Annotated in this window: 13 protein-coding genes; 6 read left to right on the forward strand and 7 right to left on the reverse strand. The window is 74.1% G+C overall.

The genetic code is table 11. The annotated features are described in order from the left end of the window. Positions 1-118: 118 nt before the first annotated feature. Positions 119-556 (reverse strand): hypothetical protein, encoded by a 438-nt coding sequence (locus NX794_RS18015; RefSeq protein WP_258779574.1) that lies wholly within the window; start codon positions 554-556, stop codon positions 119-121. A gap of 55 nt (positions 557-611) precedes the next feature. Here NX794_RS18015 and NX794_RS18020 point away from each other — a divergent pair, with 55 nt between their 5' ends. Further along, the gene (locus NX794_RS18020) at positions 612-764 is read left to right on the forward strand and encodes a hypothetical protein (RefSeq protein ID WP_258779575.1); all 153 of its coding nucleotides are present in this window, start codon (positions 612-614) and stop codon (positions 762-764) included. A 15-nt stretch (positions 765-779) separates the two neighbouring features. Here the strand turns inward: NX794_RS18020 and NX794_RS18025 are convergent, their stop codons facing one another. Beyond that, positions 780-1,265, reverse strand: coding sequence for a hypothetical protein (locus NX794_RS18025; RefSeq protein WP_258779576.1), 486 nt, complete (start codon positions 1,263-1,265; stop codon positions 780-782). Positions 1,266-1,430: 165 nt separating this feature from the next. On the opposite strand from NX794_RS18025, the gene NX794_RS18030 reads away from it, so the two are divergent. From NX794_RS18030 to NX794_RS18045, 4 genes are read left to right on the forward strand one after another with little or no spacing between them, the layout of a single operon-like run. After that, a complete protein-coding gene (locus tag NX794_RS18030; RefSeq protein ID WP_258779577.1) occupies positions 1,431-2,054 on the forward strand; it encodes a hypothetical protein in 624 nt (207 codons plus the stop codon). Beyond that, positions 2,051-2,659, forward strand: a complete 609-nt coding sequence (locus NX794_RS18035; RefSeq protein ID WP_258779578.1) for a toxin — start codon at positions 2,051-2,053, stop codon at positions 2,657-2,659. The genes NX794_RS18030 and NX794_RS18035 overlap by 4 nt, the downstream gene beginning before the upstream one ends. Further along, positions 2,659-3,846 carry an MAB_1171c family putative transporter gene (locus NX794_RS18040; protein WP_309506004.1) on the forward strand — a complete coding sequence of 396 codons (1,188 nt, stop codon included), beginning with the start codon at positions 2,659-2,661 and terminating at the stop codon, positions 3,844-3,846. The genes NX794_RS18035 and NX794_RS18040 overlap by 1 nt, the downstream gene beginning before the upstream one ends. After that, positions 3,839-5,272 (forward strand): NAD(P)/FAD-dependent oxidoreductase, encoded by a 1,434-nt coding sequence (locus NX794_RS18045; RefSeq protein WP_258779579.1) that lies wholly within the window; start codon positions 3,839-3,841, stop codon positions 5,270-5,272. The genes NX794_RS18040 and NX794_RS18045 overlap by 8 nt, the downstream gene beginning before the upstream one ends. 77 nt (positions 5,273-5,349) lie before the next feature. Here NX794_RS18045 and NX794_RS18050 read toward each other — a convergent pair whose 3' ends face one another. Then, on the reverse strand, positions 5,350-6,705 hold the full coding sequence (locus NX794_RS18050; RefSeq protein ID WP_258779580.1) for a beta-1,3-glucanase family protein: 1,356 nt from the start codon (positions 6,703-6,705) through the stop codon (positions 5,350-5,352). A gap of 300 nt (positions 6,706-7,005) precedes the next feature. On the opposite strand from NX794_RS18050, the gene NX794_RS18055 reads away from it, so the two are divergent. Next, positions 7,006-8,853 (forward strand): hypothetical protein, encoded by a 1,848-nt coding sequence (locus tag NX794_RS18055; RefSeq protein ID WP_258779581.1) that lies wholly within the window; start codon positions 7,006-7,008, stop codon positions 8,851-8,853. Here the strand turns inward: NX794_RS18055 and NX794_RS18060 are convergent. The 4 genes from NX794_RS18060 to NX794_RS18075 form a co-directional block, all read right to left on the reverse strand. Beyond that, the gene (locus tag NX794_RS18060) at positions 8,753-10,888 is read right to left on the reverse strand and encodes a tetratricopeptide repeat protein (protein WP_258779582.1); all 2,136 of its coding nucleotides are present in this window, start codon (positions 10,886-10,888) and stop codon (positions 8,753-8,755) included. The genes NX794_RS18055 and NX794_RS18060 overlap by 101 nt on opposite strands. Positions 10,889-10,969: 81 nt before the next feature. Next, the gene (locus tag NX794_RS18065) at positions 10,970-11,902 is read right to left on the reverse strand and encodes a hypothetical protein (protein ID WP_258779583.1); all 933 of its coding nucleotides are present in this window, start codon (positions 11,900-11,902) and stop codon (positions 10,970-10,972) included. Between the two features lie 3 nt (positions 11,903-11,905). Further along, positions 11,906-12,703: a hypothetical protein gene (locus NX794_RS18070; RefSeq protein ID WP_258779584.1), complete on the reverse strand. Its 798-nt coding sequence runs from the start codon at positions 12,701-12,703 to the stop codon at positions 11,906-11,908. A 36-nt stretch (positions 12,704-12,739) separates the two neighbouring features. After that, positions 12,740-14,044: a DUF418 domain-containing protein gene (locus tag NX794_RS18075; protein WP_258779585.1), complete on the reverse strand. Its 1,305-nt coding sequence runs from the start codon at positions 14,042-14,044 to the stop codon at positions 12,740-12,742. Positions 14,045-14,155 lie beyond the last annotated feature (111 nt).

The raw sequence follows: 14,155 nt of genomic DNA on the forward strand, positions 1-14,155 counted from the left end.
GCCTCCCGCCTCCCGTTCGACTTGCGGTGCGCCGACGGGCGCGGTAATGCGGCCGGGGCCCTTCCCGGCCCCGGTTGAAGTCGTCGGCGGGCGGACCGACAGTGGAGCGTATGAGCCGTCACCGGCGCCCGCCCCGCAAGGCACCGTGGATCGCGGCCGGCGCGGCAGTGGCCGTGGCGGCGGGCGCCGGCATCTGGCTGGCGGTCCCGGACGGCGGAACGCCGAGCCCCCGTCCGTCGGCCTCGGGCGAACTCTCCCTGCCGACCTCGACCCCGCGCCCGTCCCACACCCCCGCACCGACGCCGTCCAGCCCCACCCCGCCGGCTTCCGCGAGCCCTTCCACCGAGCCCACCCCGACGACCCGGCGCCCCCAGACCCCGAGCAGCTCGCCGTCCCACCGTCCGCCCCCTCCGGCGAAGCCGACCTCGCGGAATCCGCAGCCACCGCCGAACCCGTCCCAGACCCCGACGGGCCGCCCCTCGACAGCGCCCCCGACGCCCACGGCTCCGACGCCGCCCACCCGCCCGGCGACTCCGACGCCGACACCCACTCCCACGCCGACAGGGACGCGATCCGGTCCCACGACGACCTGGTACACCTCCCCCGCCGCGGTGGCCGCGGCACAGCGGATGGCCGCCGCCGGCACCGTCGGCGATCCCGCGTGCTCGCTGGCCTCGGTGGGGCCGCCCGACCCCGCCCTGGTCCCCGCGGGCGGCCGTATCGGCATCGGAAGCCACGACGGCTACTGGTGCCTGATCTGGTAGCGGCCCCGGCCCGCCTCAGGACCGCGCGCCCTCGGCGGCCCAGTCCTCGGTGAACCGATGCCGCTCCAGGCCGACCGCCTCGAACGCGTCCTGCCCCCGCTCCGCCCGGACACCGAGCCGACGGAGCGCCGCCGACACCGGGCTCACCTCCCGCCGGAACCCTCTCCTCGCCGACGTGTCGAACGGACCAGCCGTCAGGGCTCCGCCGGCCCACACGGCGGCCCGCTCCTCGCCGGCGCCACCGAAGTACTCCACCTCCACATAGGCGACCGGGCCCGCCACGGACCACCGGGCAAGGCCGCCCTCCCACCCTTCCGTCAGGCTCCGGAACCCCAGCCGCCGCGCGTCACCACCATCGGTCACGGCACCGAGGACCTCGTCCGTCACGGGCAGCAGCGCCAGCCCCTGCGCCAGGCGCGCCACCCGGGCGCCCTCGATCTCCGCTGCCGCGGGGCGCAGCACCGCCTCCGCGGCGATCACCGCCCGCAACTCGTACGCCACGTCACGCCTTCCTTCCAGCCCGCGCAGGGCTCCCCGCATGCCCCCGCCGAGGGAAAGCCTTCGCCAACGATCGCCGCCTGATTCGCAACGATCGTTTCGAACTCGGGGTCGAACCCCTAGGATGCCGCACAAGGCAACTCGGCCGCCGTACAGGGGAGTCCGTCGTTGGAGTCATCCGGTCCGTCTCTGCCCGAGACGTTGCGGCGTCTGGACGCGGCCCTGGACGAGCACGGTGTGTCCCGGTCGCAGCTGCTCGACCCGCGTGACCTCGCGGCGCGCACGGCACTGGGCGAGGACACGGTCCGGGCGCTGCTGGCGGGCGACGCGCCGCCCGACGAAGACGTCAACGACCGGGTGCGGCGGCGGATCAGGACCCTGGCCGACGCCTACACCGCGCGGACCGGCAAGCGGAAGGCCGAGCTGGTCGCGGAGGTGTCCCGGAGCCTGAACATCTCGGACTACTGGGCGCGGCTCGTGTGCGACGGCAAGAAGGTGCCCAACGTCCAGATCCTGCACGGCCTGGTGAAGTTCTTCGGTCTCGGGGACGCGAAGGAGGCCTACTTCACCGACGAGGCGCCCGACGCCCTGAACCGGGAACTCCTGACCATCCTGCGCCGGTACGAGTGCCCCGGGTCGGACCCCTTGCGGACCCTGATGCGCAGATACGGCGTCGAGCGCGTGGCGTTGCGCTCACCGGGCCATCCGCAGCTCAGCATCGAACAGTTCGAAGAACTCCTGGCGCAAGTCCTGAGAGTGGTTCTCCCTCAGGAGGAAGGGCCCGTCCGATGAGTACCCGAGCGATGAAGTCCCTGCTCGCCCGTCTGTGCGCCGACGCGGCGACGTCGGTCCGGCGCCCGGCGGAGCCGAAGGCGGTCATGGCGGAGTTCTGCCGGGCGATGAGCGCCCGCAAGAACCGGCCGGTCCAGCTCGTGTTCCGGGCGTTCCCGCCCAGCCTGCCCATCTCCGGCATGCGACTGGACTGCGGCGACCGCTCCATCATCGTGGTGGACGAGACGACCGTACCCGAGGCCCAACTGGTCATCCTCGGACATGAGTTGTGGCACGAGGAGAAGGGGGACTGCAGTCATCACATCGACGGGCTCCAGGCCGCCACCCGCGCCCTCGCCGCGCCGCAGGGCCCGGACGCCGTCCGCCGGGCGGCACAGGAGATCCTCGCGGCGCACGAGGTGCCGGTCGAGGCCGTGCTGACCGTCGCCGCGCGGGCCGAGTCCGCCGACGACCACGAGGTGGACGCGGAGACGTTCGGCCTGCTGTTCGGCCGGGAGGTGCGCACCTGGATGACCGGGCCGTACGCCCAGAGCCCGGCCGACGCGGCCACGGTCGAGGGCCGGATGAACCTGTCCCTGCTCAACCGCGGCGGCCGCATCCTCTGATGGACCACTTCCACATCCCGTACGCGCTGCCCACGGTCCTGCTCGCGTCCGCGCTGCTGCTGAAGGGCCCCACGTTCGTCCGGGCCTGGCGCGACCCCGACGTCCGCGCGACCACCCTGCTGCTGACCTGGGCCACGGCCGTCCTCGTCGTCATCACGCCGGTCAACATCGACCGGCTGAACCGCCTGACCGGCATCCCGAACATCGCCTCGCCCTGGGCCTACAGCTTCCTGACGGCGTTCTGCGCCACCGGCCTGACGATGATCATGCGCTGGCGGGAGGCGCCCTCGCCCCGGCGGCACCGGCGCATGATCACGGTGTACTGGATCTACGCCGGCATCGTCGCCGGCCTGTGGTTCACGTTCCTGATGGCGCACGTACCCGAGCCGCGCATCTACGACCTGGACACCTACTACGCCAACACGCCCTGGATGCGCGAGCACACCCTGCTCTACCTCCTCGCCCACCTGGTGTCGTGCCTGGTCGCCGCCGCCATGCTGTGGAAGTGGTTCCCGGCGGTCACCAACCCGTGGCTGAAGACCGGCGTCGTCTTCCAGCAGGTGGGCTACGCGATGGGGCTGGTCTTCGACGCGCTGAAGCTGACCGCGGTCTCGGCCCGCTGGAGCGGCAACGACCTCGACTATCTGAGCACCCACGCGGCACCGCCCTTCGCGCTGCTGGAGGCCAGCCTGGTCGCCGTCGGGTTCATCGCCCCCCAAGCAGGACCGTTTCTGCAACAGCGCCACCGGGACCAGCGCGCCTACCGGCGCCTGCACGCCCTGTGGCGCACCATCCGCGTGGTCCAGCCGGCCGGCCCACGCGCCCGCCTCACTCCCTGGACACCGCTCGACCTGCGCCTGCTGGCCCGCCGCCAGCGCATCCACGACGCCCTCAGACTGCTCGCCCCGCACTACGACGACGCCCTCTACCGGCGCGCCCACGCCACGGCCGCCGCCGCCCACGGCGAGTCCCAGGCGCGCGGCATCGCCGGCGCGGTGGCCATCCAGGCCGCGACCGACGCCTACCAGACCCGGGCCACCCACCCCGCCGACGGCCCGGCACCGCAGATCGGCACCGACATCACCGACCACATCGACGCCATCGCCTCCGCCCTGCACCGGCCGCGCGCCCTGAACGCCGTGCGCCGCGGGCTGAGCAGCACAGAAAGCGTGGACACCCATGCCTGACAGAGCCCGCCCCACCGCCGTGGTGATCGGCGCGAGCGCGGCTGGCCTGTTCGCCGCGACCGCGCTCGCCGAATCGGCCGACGTCACCGTCATCGAACGGGACATCCTGCCGGACGGCCCCGAACCGCGCCGAGGTGTCCCCCAGGCCCGGCACGCGCACCTGGTGTGGAGCGGCGGGGTCGCCGCCTTCGACGCGCTGCTGCCCGGCCTCGTGGGCGACGTCGTGGGCAAGGGCGGACGGCTGGTCCACATCATGGGCGACATGGTCTCCCGGGCCCCCAACGAGATCTGGTTCCGGCGCTTCACCTCGACCCACCACCGCAACCTGGTCTGCTCACGCGACCTGCTCGACTTCGTACTGCGCGAACGGGTCCTGTCACAACCGGAAATGACGGTACGTCAGGAAACCACGGTCCTCGCCCTTGAGGGCACCGCGTCCCGGGTCACCGGGGTCCGTATCCGCGACGCGGGCTGCGAGCGGACGCTGCGCGCGGACCTCGTGATCGACGCCACGGGCCGCGGGTCCCGAGCCCCCCGGTGGCTGGAGGAACTGGGCCTGCCGCCGGTCACCGAGCGCCAGGTCGACGCCGGGGTCGCCTACGCCACCCGCCTCTACCGGGCCCCGGGTACGACCGCCGCCCTCGACTTCCCGCTGGTCAACGTGCAGGCGAACCCGGCGAAGGCGCCGGGCCGGGGCGGCATCGTCCTGCCCGTCGAGGGCAACCGGTGGATCGTCACCCTCTCCGGCACCCGGGGCGGCGAGCCCACCGCCGACCCCGACGCGTTCCTGGACTTCGCCCTCGGCCTCGGGGACCCCGTCATCGGGGACCTGCTCCGCGCCGCCGAACCCCTGGGGGACGTCGCCGCGACCCGCAGCACCGCCAACGTCCGCCGCTACTACGAGAAGCTGCGCGTCTGGCCGGAGGGCTTCACCGTGCTCGGCGACGCCGTCGCCGGCTACAACCCGGTCTACGGCCACGGCCTCACCGTCGCCGCCCAGGGCGCCCTCGCCGTACGCGACGTGCTGCGCGCGCGGCCCCTCACCGCGCCGGGCACCGCGCGCCGCCTCCAGCGTGCCGCGAGCCGTCCGGTGGCCGCCGCCTGGGACCTGGCGGTCGGCCAGGACGCCTTCTACCCGGGGGCCACCGGCACCCCGCCCACCGCGCTGGAACGATTCCTCGCCCGTTACGTGGACCGGGCCGTGGCCACCGGCGCCTCCCATCCACGGGCGCTCGGCGCCCTGCTGGACGTGATGAGCATGGAGAAGCGGGCCACCCGCCTGTTCTCCCCGGACATGCTGATCCCGATGCTCTTCGGCCCCAGGAGACCGCACCTGGCGGAGCCGCCGATCACCGAGGCGGAACGGACGGCGGCCCGCCCGGCGGACGGCGCGGCCCCGCCGCAGGCGCGTACCCGGGGCGTCTAGCGCGGCCGCCCGCCTCAACCGTGGGGGCACCGGCGACGTGCGGCTGCCGGTGCCCCGGTGGTGGTGCTACGGGCCGGCTACCAGCCGACGGCGACCAGCAGCCACTGCGGGTCGCCGTGCGAGATGAAGGAGGACTGGCCCGCGACGTCGTCGTAGGGGAATCCGTAGGCGAGGTGGTTGATGGCGTTGTCGTGCCAGAACTTCGCGTAGTAGTTGGCCGGTGCCGCCTTGTAGTACTGGGACGGGTCGCCCTGCTGGGAGGCGGGCAGGGTGGCCACATGGCGGTTGAGCGCGGCGCACATGTCGGGGTTGCCGGCCAGGGACGCGGCACAGCCGAAGATGTCGGAGGTGGCCGCGTTCACGCCGACGGACTGGGCGTAGGAGGTGAAGTAGTTCGCGTTGGCGCCGCCCGCGCGGAAGCTCGGGTCGCTGCCCGGCGCGATGATCCGGTAGGGCGCCTGGGTCTGGGCCAGCACCTTGAACTGGCCGGGCACGGCGTCGGTGAACCGCTGGAAGGTGGTCGCGCGGTCCTCGGCGAAGGTCTGCCGGTTCTCGCCGACCTCCACGTCGTACCCGTCCTTGCTGTGCAGCCGCATGGCCAGCTTCAGGCCGAAGGCGTCGACGCGGGTGGTGTTGCCGTTGAAGACGTTGTTGCCGACCGTGAACTCGATGAAGTCGTAGTACGGCCCGTTCGGCGAGCCGAGGTAGAAGTACATGCGGCCCGCGGAGTTGGCGGGCATGTCCAGGTAGGGCTGCTCGGCGATGGAGTGCACCTGCCCGTTGAAGCTCCAGTAGACCTGGCTGTCCGGGTACTTGCCGTTGGTGCGGTTGAGGATCTTCACCTCCACGGCGTTCTTCGCGGGCGGTACGTCGCTCGTGGAACCCCAGAAGTCGTCCGGCGGGGTGGTGCCGCCGCCGGGTCCGTAGACCTGGAACTCCCACAGGGAGTAGCCGTACGCGGTGGCGCGGGCGGTGCCGTACACGCGCACGTAACGGCCGCTGCCGCTGACGGTGACACTCTGGCTGCCGCCGGTGGCCGTGCTGGTGGAGTAGACGGTGCTCCAGTTCTGCGCGTCGCTGGAGGTCTGGATCTGGAAGGTCTTGGCGTAGGCGGCCTCCCAGTTCAGCGCGACGCGGCTGAGCTGCTGCACGGAGCCGAGGTCCACCTGGAGCCACTGCGGGTCGGCGAAGGCCGAGGACCAGCGGGTGCCGGTGTTGCCGTCGACCGCCGCGGCGGCGGGGAAGGTCGCGTTCTCGGTGGAGGAGGCGGTGGCGGGCCGCCCCTGGGACAGCAACTGCTCGGCGGCGTGCGCGGGCGACGGCGCGAGCGCAGCGACGCAGGCGGCGAGCAGCACGACGACGAGTCCGAGCGCCGTGCGCAGGCGCGCCCGCGCGGGAGGTCTGTGAAGGAGTGCGCTGGCTGGAGTCTGCATGGGGTCTCCGAGAGCCGGGGTACCGGATGTGGGGGTTGCGGCCGCAGATGTGAGAGCGCTCTCTGTGGGTTGTATACCGGGTACTGCACGGCGTCAACAACTGAACGCGAGATCAGTGGAGTTGACCTGCCGGCGGCCACGCGGACCGCTCGCCCCGCCGCTCCGTTCGCGGCCCGACCACTCATCCGCCCCGGACTGCCGTGCAGCGTTCAGGACTTGACGCGGGCGAGCGGCCCCAGTCGGCCGCCGGATAAGGTGATCAGGCCGAGATGCCGCCACGCCCCGCACCGGAGGTGACCCATGGAGCCGACTCCATCCGCGCCGGTGCGCGTTCCGGTCGGGGAGGGGTCCCGCCAGTGGGTCAGCCGCCAGGCCCCCCGCCGGGTACTGGTCGTGGTGCACAACGTCACCTCCGCCGGACGCCTGCTGGACGTACTGCCGCTGTTCCACGACGACTTCCGGGTGCAGCTGCTCCTCACGTCGACCGGGTCCTCCGCGTTCCAGGGCGGAGTCGGCCGGCTGCTGGAGGACGTGGGACTGCCGGTACTGCCGTGGGAACAGGCCCTGCGGACGCGGGTGGATCTGGCGCTATCTTCCAGCTTCGGTGGCCAACTGTGGTCGCTGGAGGGCAAGTTGTGCGTTCTGTCCCATGGTGTCGGGTATACTAAGAAACTACCGAAGCCGGGAGCCGGGAGCCGGGAGCCGGGAGCCGGGAGCCGGGAGCCGGGAGCCGGGAGCCGGGAGCCGGGAGCCGGGAGCCGGGAGCCGACGTTCGGGTTGTCGGCGGAGTGGCTGTTGCACGACGGCAAGCCGTTCGTCGACGGGCTCGTGTTCTCCCATCCGGAGCAGCAGGAGCGGTTGTGGCGTCTCTGCCCCGAGGCCGCACCCGCCGGGTTCCTCGGAGGCGACCCCTGCTTCGACCGCATGCTCGCCGCGCGTCCCCACCGCGAGCGGTTCCGGCGCGCCCTCGGCGTGCGGGCGGGGCAGCGGCTCGTCGTCCTCAACTCCACCTGGAACCCGGAGGGGCTCTTCGGTGACGGCGGCTCCCAGGACGTACTCCCGAGCCTCCTCCCCCGGCTCGCCGCCGAACTTCCCGCCGACGACTACCGGTTGGCGGCCGTACTGCATCCGAACATCTGGTACGGCCACGGTCCGGGCCAGATCCGGGCCTGGCTGAACGAGGCCTGCCGAGGCGGGCTCGCCCTGATCGACCCGGTGCGCCACTGGCGGCAGGCGCTGCTGGCCGCCGACGTGGTCATCGGTGACTTCGGTTCCGTCTCCTACTACGCCTCGGCCCTGGACATCCCGGTGCTGCTGGCCTCCTCCGACGAGGACCGGCTGGACCCCGAGGCGCCCCTCGCGGAGTTCGTCCGGCGGGCACCGCGCCTCGATCCGGGCGCCTCGGTCCGCGGCCAGGTCGAGGACGCGATCGAGCGGCACCGGGCGCTCCCCGGCTCGGCCGAGTTCGTCACCTCCCACCCCGGCGCCTCGGCGGCCCTGCTGCGGCGGAACTTCTACGCCCTGATGGAGCTCCCCGAGCCGGCCGCCCCGGCCCTGCTGGAGCCACTGCCCCTGCCGCCGTACGATCCCCCGCTGCGCACCGCCCCGCTGAAGGTGCTGACCCGGGTGCGCGGCACCGGGATCACGGTCGAGCGGTCAGCCGGCCTTCCCTACGACGCGGACGGCGACGTGCATCTCGCCGTGCACGAGGACACCCGCGACCAGGGCGCCCTGGAGATCGCGGACCTGATCGTGCGGGAGGGGGAGGCGGCGGACCCGCGGCTGGGCGGTCCGGACGTGTGGACGGCCGAGGTGCTGCACCGGTACCCGCAGTGCGCCGTCGCCGGGTACGTGACCGGGCCGCACACGTGCACCGTACGCCTCCGGGACCACGGCGTGTTCGAGGTGGCCGCGGGCCGGGGCGCGGACGCCGACCCCGCCGCGTACGCGTCGGCGCTGTACGCGTGGCTGTCGGCGGGCAACGCGGTGCCCGCCGACGGCATGACGCTCCGGATGCGGGCCGGTGGCGGCTCGCATCCGCTGCGGGTCAGGCCTCTTGCCGGCCGGTCTCGCAGCGCAGCCGCAGGCCTGCCAGATACTGCCGGTGCGGTACGGCGGCCGCGGGAAGCAGACGCTCGGCCTCGGTGATCCGGTCCAGGGCCCGGGCGTTGTCACCCTCCTCGTGGAGCGTCTCGGCGAGATCCGTGAGGGCGCGGGCCTGGTTGTACCCCTCCCCCTGTGCGGCGAAGAACGCCACGGCCGTCTCCAGCAGACGGCGCGACTCCTCGAACCGTCCCATGCCGCGCAGCGCGCGCCCCTGGTGCCGTTCCACCAGAGCCAGGGCACGCGGCAGGTCCCGCGCTCCTTCTTGGCCGGAAATGATCTCTCCGTAGACGGCCTCGGCCTCGGTGAACCGCTCGTAGGCCGCCTCCCACTCCCAGCGGTGCAGGAGCAGCAGCCCCCGCAGCTCGACGGCCGACGCCTCACCGCGCCGGTGCCCCGCCGCCCGTTCACAGGCCACGGCCGCGCTCGCCGCGCGGTCGGCGTCCTCGCCCCGGCCCAGTTCGCCGAGGCAGTGCGCGAGCTGGAAGTGCAGGGCGCCGGCCATGCGGGAGTCCGGCCGGTGCCTGTCGGCGCACCGGGTGGCGGCATGCAGCGCGGGCAGCACCTCGTCCCAGTGTCCGGCCTTGAGCTGGAGCGGCCACAGGGCACGGGCCAGCCGCAGTGCCGTGTCGAGGTGCCCGTGCTCCTCGGCCACCGTCACCGCCCGCACCACGTTGCCCACTTCGGCGGCGAGGACGGCCACACCCTGCGCCTCGTCACGGCACGCCGCCCCGCGCTCCGGGGCCGGCTCGGTGCGCCAGCTCTGCGGCAGGACGGCGTGGGCGGCGTGCAGCACCCGGTTCAGCAGGGCGTCGAGGGTCCGGGCCACGGCGGCGGCGCACTCGGCGACACCGTGCTCCACTCCCGCGCTGTCGGCGAGGTAGCGCCGCACCTCCGGCCGGAACGAGTAGCGGTCGGCGGGCAGGGGCTCCACCAACCGGACCGCCACGGCCTCTTCGAGCATCCGGGTGGCCTCGGACACGTCCTCGACGCCCACCGCGGTGGCGGCCAGCCGAGCGTCGACGGACGGCCAGCCGCCGAGCGCCGTCAGCCGGCACAGCCGTACCGTCTCGGGCGGGAGAGCGCGGCACGCGGTACGCGCCGCCGCGTGCACGGGATGCTCAGGCGGCGGCCCGTCGCCGGCCGGGTGCCCGGGCGGGCCCGGCTCGTCGGCCAGCAGCCGCGCCGCCTCGGTCCTGAGCGCGTACGCGTTGCCCGCGCACGACCGCAGTACCTCGGGCAGCCGGGCCCGGGCCCCCGCCACCTTCTCCCGGCCGGCCAGGTTCCTGAGCATCCGCAGCGCGTACCGGTCGCTCAGAGGAGGTACGGCGACACGCTCGGCCTCCAGCAGGAACGGCCGGCCGGAGACCACCACCAGGAGGAACACCTCCGGCGTGGCGGGGATCAGACTCCGGACCTGTGCCATCGAGGTGACGTGGTCGATCACGATGAGCGCTCGGCGGCCCGTGGTGAGCCGACGGTAGAGGTCCTCGCGGCCGGCGGGGGCCGGGATCCGCTCGGCCGCCACCCCCATGGCGCGCAGCAGGCGGCCCAGGACCGCGGCCGGGGCGACGCCGGGGCCGCCGCCTCCGTCACGGAGGTCGACGTAGAACTGCCCGTCGGGGAAAAGGCCTTGGTGCACGGCGCCGAGGTGGAGGGCGGTCGCGGTGGTGCCGATCCCGGGCGGGCCGTAGAGCAGCGCCACACGTGGCCGGCCGGCGGCCGGGCGGGTCAACTCCCCTTTGAGCTGCTTCAGCACGCCCTGCCGGTCGGTGAAGTCCCGTGGGGCGGGCGGCAGTCCGGCGGTCGGGACGAGGGATGCCGGGGGCGGCGACGAACTCCCCACGAGCAGCGCCCACTCGGCCGCCTGCCGCGGATCGTGACCCAGCCGGGCGTGCATCTGCCCGGCGAGCGCCTCCCATCCCTCGGCGGTCGCCGGAAGAGGCGTCCGCCCTCCGAGGGTCCGCCTCGCCAGCGCACCGGTCGACACGAGCAACTGCTTGCCCATCTCCCCGGCGGCGCCATTGCCCACACTCATGAGAAACGTGGTGAGCGCGCTGAGCGCCACGATCTCCAGCACGTCGGCCCCTTTGCTGGTCCCCTGTCCGACCTTGGCCGGACTGTATCCCCGCGGCCCCGGTCCCACGAAACATTTCAGACCTCACCGGCCCGTGGGCTGGGGTGGATCGGCCCGGTACGGCGCGAAGGCCGCGTCGGCGGCCGGGGCGTAGGGGCGGTTGGACATGCGCGTGACCAGGAGCCACATCGCGCGCTCGTCCGCGAGGCTCTTGGGGAGGACCAGGCCGAGGGCGTCGGCGAGCGGCTTGCGGCCGATGTTGACCAACGTCCGTACGGCCGCCGCCCATTCGTCGGTGGCGGCGACCGCGGCCCGGTACCAGAGCGGGACCAGGGCGAGCAGTCCGGCGCCCGTGAGGACGAGCACCGTCCGGTCGGCGCGGGCCACGGGCAGGGCGGCGAAGGCGCCCAGGGCGACGGCCACGTGCCCGTAGAGCAGGGCCACGAAGAAGTCGACGTTCGCCCGGGCGGTGCCGACCTGCCGGCCCGCCGGTTCCGGCGCCACGCTGGTCAGCTCGTTCCAGAGGACCTGGGTGTCGAGGCGGTAGCGGTCGTACCCGTACTCCTCGAAGCGGCGGATGGCGTTGCCGAGCCGGGTCGGGGTGACCTGGGTGTCGCTCACCGGGTAGCGGCTGAGCTTCTCCGCGAGCAGGGCGCGGCGGATGGGCGAGGTGAGCGCGGGGTCGGCGAGGCGGTCGGCCGTCCGCCGCCTGCGGGCCAGTTGGCGGCGGCAGCCGTACGCGTAGGCGGCGGACGGCCAGAGCGCGTAGCCCTCCAGGAAGCGGTAGAGCGGCGTCTGGAGGGCGTTGACGACGAGCCCGAGCAGGATGGCGGCGACCAGCAGCACGAGCGCGTGGGACCCGCCCGACCCCGGCCGGAAGCGGTCGAGTACGGCGGGCGGCCTGATGCCGGGCGCGACGGCGAGGGTGAAGACCGCGAGGTTCAGGGCGGTGGGCAGGATCCAGCCGACGAGCAGGCTCCAGCCGCCGCCGAGCACGCCCTTGGCGATGTCTCCCACGGTCTACGGCTCCGGCGTCTGTCGCGGCCAGTCGTCGTCCGGGTCGAGCGGCGGGCCGGGCGGGGTGTGGCCGACGGCGGCCCGACCGGGCGGGAAGCCACCCGGGTGCGGCTCGTCGTTCGCGAGGACCCTGCCGCGGTGCCCGGTCTCCCGCTGCGGCGACCCGGGCGGTGCCGCGTCACCGGGTACGGCGATCAGCCCGCGTACCGTACGGCCGGGCCCGGCGGCGGCCTCGACGGGCCGGTACACCCCCTGGCCGGCGCCCGGAGCACCCTGCCCCGAGACCGCGCTGTGGACGCGGTCGGAGAGGACCAGCACCAGCCGGTCCCGGCTCTGGGCGAGCGTCTGCCGGACCGGGCCGGAGTCCACCAGCCGGGCCAGGTCGTCGATGTCCGCGCCCGCCACCGCCAGGCGGTCCTCGTGGGAGACCACGGGTGCACGGCCGATGCCCACGCGCAGCCGCATCCGGTGCGCGTCGTCGCGCAGCGCGTCGTGGAGGCCGCCGACGAACCCGCGCAGCAGCCTGTCGGTCCCGACGGTGCCGGGGACGAGGAGCAGCAGCGCGTCGCCGCGGTCCGCCATCCTCGCCGCGTCCAGGCCGAGCCGGTCCCGCCGCAGCGCGGACTCCGTCACGGCGTGCAGCGCTCGGCGGAGCGTCGTCCGGACGGCGTCGGGCCGTCGGGTCACGTCCTCGGTGTCCTCGATGCCATCAATGTCCTCGATGCCATCGGTGCCGTCGGTGTCATCGGTGCCGTCGATGCCGAGCAGCACGATCCATCCGTCGAGCGGATCCCCCGTCACCCCGCGCCCCCTTCGGTCGGCCACGCCGGACCTCAACTATGTCCTACCGCCGGGCGGCCGGGGGCGGTTCGGGTCCGGAGCGCGGGCGGGCGGCTGCCCGAGGTGCCGGGCCGGCCGGGTGGCGAGGTGCAGCAGGTGTTCCAGGGGGCCGCGCCGGAAGCGGTGGGTCCAGACGGTCGCGCCGAGCAGGGCGGCCCCGATGAACCCGAGCAGGACCGGCAGGGCGCTCATGGTGTCGTCGTCGGCCACCGGCACGTACCAGACGTCGGTGAGGAGCCAGAGGGCGACGATGTGCAGGACGTAGGCGGTCAGGGCGGTCGCGCCGACCGCCGCGACGGGGCGGCCCAGGCGGGTGGTGCGCGGCATCCGGGCGGCGACGGCCAGGCAGCCGGCCAGCACGGCCAGGGCGACGCCCGTGTTGCCGGCGATGGAGAAGGTGGTCTGGCTGTGCGGCGCGGCGACCAGCAGCCAGGCGGCCGGCGGGTGGCTCCCGGGACTGCCGACGGTGTCGGACCACCAGGCGGCCGAGGCGGGGCCGCCGTGCGTGGCGGCGGTGACGGCGGACCGGGCGCCGGGCACCAGGCGCAGGGCGAGCCAGGAGCCGCCGTAGCCGAGCACGGCGAGCGCGGCGCCGGTGAGTGCGAGGCGGGCCCGGGCGCCGGCCCGGGTGAGGTCGAGGCGGGCCACGGCCATGCCGGCCACCAGGAACGGCAGCCAGGTCAGCGCCGGGTAGTCCCCGGTGAACAGCAGCTCCACCAGGCCGTCGGTGCCGCTCAGCCGGGCCAGTGGGTCCCAGGCGGTGACCTGGTCCGCCCAGCCGCCGTCCCGGATCGACGACTGGACGGCGTACAGGGCCCCGGGCATGACGAACGCTCCGGCGACGGCGACCAGGGCGAGTGCGCGGGCTCGCAGTCGGTACAGCGGCAGCACGGCGACGAAGAGCAGGGCGTAGCAGCCGAGGATCACGTCCACGTCGGTGTCCAGGGCGGTCAGGGCGTAGCCGAGCACCAGCAGGACGGCGGCGCGGATCAGCACCCTGCCCCGGGTCTGGCGGCCGGCGCGGCCGGTGTGGGGGTACGGCCGGCCGGTGATGAGGATCAGCGAGAAGCCGGCGAGCAGCGCGAACAGCGCGGAGGAACGGCCCCGTGCCGTCTCCAGCAGGAACCCGGTGGGGCCGCCCACGCTCACGTCGGGGCCGACGTGGGCGGAGAACATGCCGAGGACGGCCAGACCGCGGGCCAGGTCGACGCCGACGAGCCGGCCGGGGCGGGTGCCGGAGGCGGTGGGCGGGGCCGCTCGCGGAGGCGCCGCCGGGCCGGCCCGTGCCGCCTTCTCCCGCATGCCGTCAGATGTCGCCGCGCCCGTCCTCATGCCGCCAGGTGTCGCCGCACACGTCCTCATGCCGTGAGGTGTTGCCGCCCGGCCGTGTCCGCTCACCCGGCACCTGTCCGG

Origin of the sequence: Streptomyces pyxinicus (assembly GCF_024753135.1) — a bacterium.
Taxonomy (GTDB): domain Bacteria; phylum Actinomycetota; class Actinomycetes; order Streptomycetales; family Streptomycetaceae; genus Streptomyces; species Streptomyces pyxinicus.

Bases quoted from the DNA above. Each gene is read 5' to 3' on its own strand.
- NX794_RS18035 (WP_258779578.1), top strand. From the start codon at position 2,051: ATGAGTACCCGAGCGATGAAGTCCCTGCTCGCCCGTCTGTGCGCCGAC.
- NX794_RS18040 (WP_309506004.1), top strand. From the start codon at position 2,659: ATGGACCACTTCCACATCCCGTACGCGCTGCCCACGGTCCTGCTCGCG.
- NX794_RS18045 (WP_258779579.1), top strand. From the start codon at position 3,839: ATGCCTGACAGAGCCCGCCCCACCGCCGTGGTGATCGGCGCGAGCGCG.
- NX794_RS18050 (WP_258779580.1), bottom strand. From the start codon at position 6,705: ATGCAGACTCCAGCCAGCGCACTCCTTCACAGACCTCCCGCGCGGGCG.
- NX794_RS18055 (WP_258779581.1), top strand. From the start codon at position 7,006: ATGGAGCCGACTCCATCCGCGCCGGTGCGCGTTCCGGTCGGGGAGGGG.
- NX794_RS18075 (WP_258779585.1), bottom strand. From the start codon at position 14,044: ATGCGGGAGAAGGCGGCACGGGCCGGCCCGGCGGCGCCTCCGCGAGCG.